This is a genomic window from Teichococcus coralli (assembly GCF_009829925.1).
GTDB lineage: Bacteria > Pseudomonadota > Alphaproteobacteria > Acetobacterales > Acetobacteraceae > Pseudoroseomonas > Pseudoroseomonas coralli.
This window is the reverse complement of record NZ_SNVJ01000020.1, coordinates 92,596-100,932: the sequence shown is the minus strand read 5'-3', so window position 1 is coordinate 100,932 and position 8,337 is coordinate 92,596. Positions and strand designations below refer to the sequence as shown.

General features: G+C 74.0%; 7 protein-coding genes. 2 read left to right on the top strand and 5 right to left on the bottom strand.

Going from position 1 to position 8,337, the window contains the following annotated elements; all coding sequences use genetic code 11:
• Positions 1-107: 107 nt before the first annotated feature.
• Genes E0493_RS18760 through E0493_RS23520 form a run of 3 tightly spaced genes read right to left on the bottom strand, consistent with a single transcriptional unit; the run spans position 108 to position 2,196 of the window.
• Positions 108-785 (bottom strand): orotate phosphoribosyltransferase, encoded by a 678-nt coding sequence (locus tag E0493_RS18760; protein ID WP_160938788.1) that lies wholly within the window; start codon positions 783-785, stop codon positions 108-110.
• On the bottom strand, positions 782-2,053 hold the full coding sequence (locus E0493_RS18755) for a Zn-dependent hydrolase (protein WP_160938787.1): 1,272 nt from the start codon (positions 2,051-2,053) through the stop codon (positions 782-784). The genes E0493_RS18760 and E0493_RS18755 overlap by 4 nt, the downstream gene beginning before the upstream one ends.
• Complete coding sequence (locus E0493_RS23520; RefSeq protein ID WP_160938786.1) at positions 2,050-2,196, bottom strand: hypothetical protein; 147 nt, start codon at positions 2,194-2,196, stop codon at positions 2,050-2,052. The genes E0493_RS18755 and E0493_RS23520 overlap by 4 nt, the downstream gene beginning before the upstream one ends.
• 66 nt (positions 2,197-2,262) lie before the next feature.
• Here E0493_RS23520 and E0493_RS18745 point away from each other — a divergent pair, with 66 nt between their 5' ends.
• The gene (locus tag E0493_RS18745; protein ID WP_160938785.1) at positions 2,263-3,195 is read left to right on the top strand and encodes a LysR family transcriptional regulator; all 933 of its coding nucleotides are present in this window, start codon (positions 2,263-2,265) and stop codon (positions 3,193-3,195) included.
• Between the two features lie 54 nt (positions 3,196-3,249).
• Here the strand turns inward: E0493_RS18745 and E0493_RS18740 are convergent, their stop codons facing one another.
• Complete coding sequence (locus E0493_RS18740; protein WP_160938784.1) at positions 3,250-6,438, bottom strand: efflux RND transporter permease subunit; 3,189 nt, start codon at positions 6,436-6,438, stop codon at positions 3,250-3,252.
• Positions 6,439-6,452: 14 nt separating this feature from the next.
• Entirely contained in the window at positions 6,453-7,604 is a 1,152-nt protein-coding gene (locus E0493_RS18735; protein WP_160938783.1) for an efflux RND transporter periplasmic adaptor subunit, read from the bottom strand.
• A gap of 120 nt (positions 7,605-7,724) precedes the next feature.
• Between E0493_RS18735 and E0493_RS18730 the strand changes: the two genes are divergently transcribed.
• On the top strand, positions 7,725-8,321 hold the full coding sequence (locus E0493_RS18730) for a TetR/AcrR family transcriptional regulator (protein ID WP_367614545.1): 597 nt from the start codon (positions 7,725-7,727) through the stop codon (positions 8,319-8,321).
• Positions 8,322-8,337 lie beyond the last annotated feature (16 nt).

The following is an 8,337-nucleotide window of genomic DNA, read 5'->3' as shown; positions in this document are numbered from 1 at the left end:
GGGAGCGCGCCGGCAGGGAGCGCGCCGGCGGGGCGGGCGCGGCCGGGAGCCGGCGCGCTTCCCGCCGGCGCCGTCTCATGCGGCGCCGCTGGGAATGAAGGCGGGCCTCACAGGGCGGGACGCTCCAGCATGGCGCGCCCGCCATGTGCGGCCGACCATGCGACGGGGTCGGACAGGAACCGCTCCAGCACCGCCCGCTCGGCGGCGGGCAGGGCGCAGGCGCCGCGCACGGCCAGCACGTCGCGCCAGCTCGCCAGGGCGACCAGGGAGAGCCCGAGCCCCGCCAGCCGTTCCGCCCCGCCGGGAAAGGTGCCGTGGTGGAACAGGCAGAGCCCGTGCGTGACCGCCGCCCCGGCGGCGCGCAGGCCGCGGACAAAGGTGGCCTTGCTGCTGCCATCGGTGGTCAGGTCGTCCACCAGCAGCGCGCTGCGGCCCTCCACCGCGCCGCCTTCCACCTGCGCGTTGCGGCCGATGCCCAGCGGGCGCTTGCGCACGTAGCGCAGCGGCCGGTCCAGCGCCTCGGCCAGCCAGGCGGCCCAGGGGATGCCGGCGGTTTCCGCCCCGGCGACGATCTCGGGCATGGCCGGAAGAGCCTCGCGGACCGCGGCCGCCGCGAGCGCCACGGCGGCGCGGCGCAGGCGCGGCTCGCCGATCAGCAGCCGGCAATCCACATAGGCCGGGCTGGCCCAGCCGGCGGCGAGGATAAAGGGCTGCTCGCCGCTGATCTGCACGGCGCCCCCCTCCAGCAGCAGCCGCGCCATCGAAGCCCCCGTTCTCTCCGTCATGCCGCCGCCTCCCGGATGGTGCGGGCGAGAAGGTCCGCCCCGATCAGGAAATCCTCCATCTCCATGGCCTCGCGCGGGTTGTGCGAGCCGTGCTGGTTGCGGATGAAGATCATCGCGCTCGGGATTCCCGCCTGCGCGAAGACCGCCGCGTCATGTCCCGCGCCGCTCGGGATGGGCTCATCGGGCTGGCCCATCGCGCGCAGGCCCGCCCGCAGCCGCGCGATCAGCCCTTCATCCATCCGCGCGGGCGCGGTGTCCAGCCGGCGGTCGCGGCGGAACTCCACGCCGCGCTCCTCGGCGATGCCCGCGCATTCCGAGAGGAACAGGTCGTAGAAGGCTTCCAGCGTCTCCGGGTTCTGGCTGCGCGCCTCCAGCGAGAAGCGCAGGTGCCCGGGGATGCGGGCAAGGGCATGCTCGGCCGGGTTGGTGCCGATGATGCCGGTGGTCACCACGAGGTCCCGCCCGCGTTCCAGCAGGGTGCGCCAGTGGCGGTCGAGCCGGGTGATCAGCTCGGCGGTCGCGAAGACGCTGTCGCGGCGCAGCCAGCGGGGAATGGTGCCGGAATGGCCGGCCTCGCCGACGCATTCGATGGCGCGATGGCGGATGTTGCCGCGGATGCCGGTGACGACGGCCACCGGCAGGCCGCGCGCCACCAGCACCGGTCCCTGCTCGATATGGATCTCCAGCCAGGCGGCCACGCCGCGCGGATCGAGCAGCGGCTCGCCCCGCGCCACGCGTGCGACGTCCATGCCGGCGGCGCGCATCGCCTCGCTCAGCGGCCGCCCGGTGACAACATGCGGCGTCGCCAGGTCCTCGGGCGAAAGGCGGCCGAACAGCGCCGAGGAGCCCATATAGGCGCGGCCATACCAGGCGCTCTCCTCGCCGCGCAGCGCCATCAGGGCGATGCCGCGCCGGCCCTGGAAACCCTCGGCCCTGAGGCGCGCCAGCGCCATGAGGCCGGCGATGACCCCCGCCGCACCGTCGTAGTTGCCGCCCTGGGGCACGGAGTCGAGATGCGAGCCGCAGGCGACCACCGGCAGGGCAGGGTCCTGCCCGGGCAGCGTGACGACGAGGTTGGCGCCGGCGTCGCGGGCCGCTTGCAGGCCATGCGCGCGCGCTTCCGCCTCCACCAGGTCGAGCGCGAGGGACTCCCCGGCGCCGTAGCTCTCGCGGGTGATGCCGACGCCATCGCCGGTGGCCTCCCGCAGCCGGCCGAACAGCCGCTCCGCGAGGGCGCGCCCGCAGGGAGGCGGAAAGGCGGCGTTCACCGCGCCGGCTCCGCCGCGCCGCGCTCCGCCTCCGGCAGGCCGTGCAGGGCGTGGGCCGGCGGTGCGGGGCGGGTGGCGCGGCAGCGGGTGGCAGGGCCCGGCCGCAGGATGGCGGCGCGGTGCCGGGAAGGCGGAGGCATCATGGGAGGAAGTGAAAGCGCAAACCCAAGCTCGCAAAAGCGCAAATTTTAGTGCATCCTGATGCCGAAATGGCATCGCGCCCTTCCTCCCCCGCCCCGCGCATCCATGCGCCCGGCATCCTCTATTTCGACGCCGTGCGCCGCGCTGGTTCCATTCGCGAGGCGGCGCGGCGGCTGAACGTCGCCTCCTCCGCCGTCAACCGGCAGATCCTGAAGATGGAGCAGGCACTGGACGCGCCGCTCTTCGAGCGCCTGTCCGCCGGCCTGCGCCTCACCGCTGCGGGCGAGGTGATGGCGCGGCACGTCATCGCCGTGCTGCGCGACGCCGAGCGCACCCGCGCGGAGCTGGACGCGCTGCGGGGCCTGCGCACCGGGCATGTGGAGCTGGCGACGCTGGAAGGGCTTTGCCACCGGATCGTGCCCGAGGCGGCGGCGGCGCTGCGCCGGGAGCGGCCCGGCATCACCGTCAGCACGGGCATCCTGCGCACGGCGGAGATCCCCGGCGCCATCCTGAACGGCGACGTGCATCTGGGCCTGGCCTTCGAGATCCGGCGCCAGGCCGGGCTGCGGCAGATCGCCGCCGTGCGGCTGCCCCTCGGCGCGATCGTGCCGCCGGGCTCGCCGCTGGCGCGGCGGCAGGCGGTGACACTTTCCGACTGCATGGACGCCCCGCTCATCCTGCCGCAGGCCAACTTCGCCAATCGCGACCAGATCGAGGCGCTGATCGCGCGCGGCGGCGGGCTGCGGCCGCACTACGAGGCCGGCTCGGTCGAGTTGCTGAAGCAGATGGTGCTGCGCGGCCTTGGCATTGCCTTCATGACCCGCGTGGGCCTTGAGGCGGAACTGGACGCCGGCAGCCTCGTGCATGTGCCGCTGCACCGTGGCCGGACGCCGGTGCACAGCGAGCTGGGCCTCTGGGCGCATGCGCGCACGGCGACCCCGCACGCGGTTGGCGCCTTCGCCACGATGCTCGCCGCGCAGATGGGCGCGCGCCGCGCGTAGCCATGGCGGAGGCGGGCCAGCGAGGAGCGGCCATGGCGCCGCTCCTCCCGGCGATCAGTGCCCGGCCGCGCCGCCGGCCGCGCCCTGGGCGGCGGCCTGCCGGTCGCCCTCGCGGCGGGCCATGGCGCGCGCGACGACGTAGAAGACCGGCGTGAAGATCAGCCCGAAGCCGGTGACGCCGAGCATGCCGGCGAAGACGGCGGTGCCCAGGCTCTGCCGCATCTCCGCCCCCGCCCCGGTGGCCACCGCCAGCGGCAGCACGCCGAGGATGAAGGCCAGCGAGGTCATCAGGATCGGCCGCAGGCGGGTGCGCGCGGCGGCCTCGGCCGCCTGCCAGCGGCTCATCCCCTCGGCCTCCGCCGCGCGGGCGAACTCGACGATCAGGATGGCGTTCTTCGCCGCGAGGCCGATCAGCACCACCAGCCCGACCTGCACCAGCACGTTGTTGTCGAGGCCGCGCCAGACCACGCCCGCCATGGCCGCCAGCACCGACATCGGCGCGATCAGCACCACCGCCAGCGGCAGCAGCCAGCTCTCGTAGAGCGCCGCCAGCAGCAGGATGACGAAGATGACGGCCAGCCCGAAGGCGATCGGCGCGGTGTTGCCCTGGGTGGTCTCCTGCAGCGCGATCTCGGTCCACTCGTAGCCGAAGCCGGGCGGCAGCTCCGCGGCCAGCAGCCGCTCCATCGCCGCGATGGCCTGGCCGGTGGAGACCCCCGGCGCCGCCGCGCCCTGCACCTCGGCGGCGGGGTAGAGGTTGTAGCGCGGCACGCGGTAGGCCGCCGTGTCCTCCTCCAGCGTGGCGAGGGAGCCGAGCGGCACCATGTCGCCATCGGCGTTGCGGGTGCGCAGCATGGCGACGTCGCGCGGCGTCAGGCGCTGCGCCTCCTCGGCCTGGGCGGTGACGCGGTAGGTGCGGCCGAGAATGTTGAAGTCGTTCACGAAGGCCGAGCCGAGATAGACCGAAAGCGCCTCCGAGACGCGGGAGAGCGGCACGCCCAGCATCTCGGCCTTGGTGCGGTCCACCTCGGCGCGCAGCGTCGGCGTGGCGGTGTTGAACAGGGTGAAGGCCATTGCGATCTCGGGCCGCCCGTTGGCGGCGCCGACCACGCGGTTGGTCACCGCCTCCAGCGCCCGCGCGCCGCGGTCGCCGCGGTCCTGCACGTAGAGCTTGAAGCCGCCGCCGGTGCCGATGCCGGGCACCGAGGGCGGCGGGATCACCAGCGCCATGGCGTCGCGCTGCCGCATCAGCCGCGCCTGCACCGCCTGGGTGATGCCGGGGAAGGTGAGGTGCTCCGCCGCGCGCTCCTCGAAGGACTTCAGCGTGACGAAGATGACGCCCGCGTTCGGCGCGTTGGTGAAGGTGGCGCCGTCGAAGCCGGTGAAGGCCACCGCATGGGCGACGCCCGGCACCTCCAGCACGTCATGCGCCGCCTGGCGGACCACCGCGTCGGTGCGCGCCAGCGCCGCGCCGGGCGGCAGCTGGAAGGCGGCGATGAGGTAGCCGCGGTCGAGCGGCGGGATCAGCCCGGTGGGCGTGGTGCGCACCGCGTAGCCGGTGGCCGCCAGCAGCCCGGCATAGAGGACGAGCAGCAGCGCCGAGAGCCGCACCAGCCGCCGCGTCAGCGTGCCATAGCCGACCGAGAGCCGGTCGAACAGGCGGTTGAAGCCGCGGAAGAACAGGCCGAAGGGCGCGCCGATCCAGGCCCGCCAGCCGCGCGCCGGCGCATGGCCGTGCGGCCGCAGCAGCAGCGCCGCCAGCGCCGGCGAGAGGGTCAGCGAGACCAGGGCGGAGAGCAGCGTGGCCACCGCGATGGTCACCGCGAACTGCCGGTAGAAGGCGCCGGAAAGCCCCTCGATGAAGGCGGTCGGCACGAACACCGCGCAGAGCACCAGCGCGATGGCCAGCAGCGCGAAGCCCACCTCGTCCATGGTGCGGCGCGTGGCGGCGACGGGGTCGAGCCCATTGGCCATGTGCCGCTCGACGTTCTCCACCACCACGATGGCGTCGTCCACGACGATGCCGATGGCCAGGATCAGGCCGAACATCGAGAGGCTGTTCAGCGAGATGCCGAGCGCGCCCATCAGCGCCAGCGTGCCGATGATGGAGACCGGGATCGCCGCCAGCGGGATGATCGAGGCGCGCCAGGACTGCAGGAACAGGATCACCACCAGCACGACGAGGAGGATGGCCTCGGCGAAGGTGTGCACCACCGCCTCCATCGACTGCTCGATGAAGCGCGTGGTGTCGTAGACGGTGTGGTAGGCGAGGCCGGGCGGGAAGTCGCGCTTCAGCTCCTCCAGCGTGGCGCGCAGGCGGTTCGCGGTGTCCAGCGCGTTGGAGCCGGGGCGCTGGAAGACGGGGATGGCCACCGCCTTGTCGGCGTCGAGGTAGGCGCTCAGCGAGTAGTCCTGCGCGCCCAGCTCGACGCGGGCGATGTCGCGCAGGCGCAGCGGCGCGCCGCCGGCGCCGGTGGCCACGACGATGTCGGAGAACTCCTCCACGCTGCGCAGCCGGCCGAGCGCCTGGATGTTGATCTGGAAGGCGCCGCTGCCGGCGCCGGTGGGCGGCTGGTTCAGCCCGCCGGCCGCGACCTGCACGTTGGCGCGGCGCAGCGCCTCCACCACCTCGCCCGGCGTCAGGCCGCGCGCCGCCACCTTGTCGGGGTCGAGCCAGATGCGCATGGCGTAGTCGCGCGCGCCGAAGACCTGCACGTCGCCCACGCCGTCCAGCCGCGCGAGCCGGTCCTTCACGTTCAGCATGGCGTAGTTGGAGATGTACTGCTCGTCGCGCGAGCCGTCCGGCGAGGTGAGGTGGATCACCATCATGATGTCCGGCGAGGCCTTGCGCACGGTGATGCCGAGGCGCCGCACCTCCTCCGGCAGGCGCGGCTCGGCCACCGCCATGCGGTTCTGCACGAGCACCTGCGCCTGGTCCACGTCGGTGCCCTGGCGGAACACGACGTTGACCGAGAGCCGCCCGTCGCCCGTCGCCTGGGAGGAGACGTAGAGCATGCCCTCCACGCCGTTGATCTCCTGCTCGATCGGCGCGGCGACGGTTTCGGCGATCACCGCGGCGGAGGCGCCGGGATAGGTGGCGGCGATGGTGACGGTGGGCGGCGCGATCTCGGGGTATTCGCTGATCGGCAGCCGCAGGCCGGCGATGGCGCCGATCAGCACGATGGCGATGGAGATCACCGAAGCGAAGACCGGCCGCGAGATGAAGAACTGGGCGAAGCGCATGGCGCGGCCCTCCCTCAGCGCTGCTCGGCGAGGCGCGCCGGGCCGGCGGGCGCGCGCGCCTCCGCCGTGACCCGGCTGCCCGGCCGCGCGAGGTGCAGCCCGGCGACGATCACCTGGTCCTGCCGGTCGAGCCCGGCGCGCACCACGCGCAGCCCGTCCACCACCGGCCCGAGCGTCACCGGCTTGGCGACCACGGTGCCGTCGGCGGCGACGGTCATCACCACGCGCTGCGCCTGGTCGGCGGCGATGGCGGCGTCCGGCACCAGCAGCACGTCCCCCTCGCCGGTGCGCAGGCGCAGGCGGGCGAAGGTGCCGGGGGTGAGGAACAGGTCCGGGTTGGCCAGGGTGGCGCGGGCGCGGAGGGTGCCGGAGCGGGCGTCGAGGGCGGTGTCGAGGAAGTCCAGCCGGCCGCGGCGGCTCCAGTCCGCCTCGTCGGCGAGGCGGAGCTGCACGGCGGCCTCCGGCGCCTCGGTGCCCGGGCGCGTTCCGCCGCGGCGGGCCAGCCGCAGGTAGTCGGCCTCGCTAATGTCGAAGCTGGCATAGATCGGGTCGAGCGCCACGATGGTGGTCAGCAGCGTGCTGCCGGCCTGCACGAGGTTGCCGGCATCCACCCGCCGGTCGGAGGCGCGGCCGGCCTGGGGCGCGCGGATCTCGGCCCAGCTCCGCTCCAGCTCGGCCTGGCGCAGCCGGGCGCGGGCGTCGGCGATGCCGGCCTCGGCGTCGCGCTGCGCGGCGCGGCGGGTGTCGAGCTGGGCCTGCGGCGCGTAGCGGTCGCGCACCAGGGAGGTGGTGCGGTCGATCTCCTGGCGCGCCAGCTCCAGCTTGGCCTCGGCGCGGGCCAGCTCGGCGCGGGCGCTCTCGATGGCGATGTCGAAGGGGCGGGGGTCGAGGGTGAAGAGCAGGTCGCCCGCCTGCACGAGCTGCCCGTCGCGGAAGTGCACCGCCTCCACCTGGCCGGAGACGCGGGCGCGCAGCTCCACCCGGGCCGAGGGCTCCAGCCGGGCGAGGTGCTCCTCCCATTCCGTGATGTGGCGGCGCTCCGGCGCGGCGACGGTGACGCTGGGCGGCGCCGGCTGGGCGTGCAGCGGCAGGGAGGGGAGCAGCAGGGCGGGGAGCAGCAGGGACAGGGCCAGGGGGGCGAGGGTCTTGCGATTCAGGGTCGGCATGACCAATCTCCAGAGGCCGGATGATACCGACCGGTTCGTACCATTGATACGAACCGGTCGGTATCATTGCAAGACCCTGTCTCGAAGCGTGTAGTCCGGCGAGCAGAAGGAGACCTGACCGTGAGCGATGTTCCCACCACGCCGCGCCGCCCGGTGGCCCAGCGCCTACGCGAGGTGGCGAAGGAGTTGTTCTACCGGCAGGGAATCCGGGCGACGGGCGTGGAGGAGCTCTGCCGGGTGGCCGGCACCACCAAGATCGGCCTCTATCGCGCCTTCCCCTCCAAGGACGCGCTGATCGCCTCCATCCTGGGGGAGGACTGCCAGGAGATGTCCTGCTGGTACGAGCAGGCCAAGGCCGCCGACCTGCCGCCGCATGACCGGCCGGCCGCCTTCCTGGCGCGCGCCGCCGCCGAGCTGCGCCGGCCGGGCTTCCGCGGCTGCGCGCTGGGCCTTGCCATCGCCGAGTTCCCGAACCCCGAGCACCCCGCCCGCAAGGTCGCCGACACGCACAAGCGCAAGGTGCGGGACTTCATCCGGCAGATCTGCGCCGAGGCCGGCGCGGCGGAGCCGGAGAAGCTGGGGGATGCGATCCTGCTGCTGATGGAGGGCGCCTTCGCCTCGGTGGCCTATCTCGGCAACGAGGAGGCGGCCAGTTCGCTGGAGCGCGGGGGGCAGATGCTGCTGGCTGCCGCGCTGCCGGCCGACGGCGGCGCGTGAGCGCCTCGCGCGCCAT

Coding starts and splice junctions, on each gene's coding strand:
- E0493_RS18760 (WP_160938788.1), bottom strand. CDS start 785: ATGACGGAGAGAACGGGGGCTTCGATGGCGCGGCTGCTGCTGGAGGGG.
- E0493_RS18740 (WP_160938784.1), bottom strand. CDS start 6,438: ATGCGCTTCGCCCAGTTCTTCATCTCGCGGCCGGTCTTCGCTTCGGTG.
- E0493_RS23520 (WP_160938786.1), bottom strand. CDS start 2,196: ATGATGCCTCCGCCTTCCCGGCACCGCGCCGCCATCCTGCGGCCGGGC.
- E0493_RS18745 (WP_160938785.1), top strand. CDS start 2,263: ATGGCATCGCGCCCTTCCTCCCCCGCCCCGCGCATCCATGCGCCCGGC.
- E0493_RS18735 (WP_160938783.1), bottom strand. CDS start 7,604: ATGCCGACCCTGAATCGCAAGACCCTCGCCCCCCTGGCCCTGTCCCTG.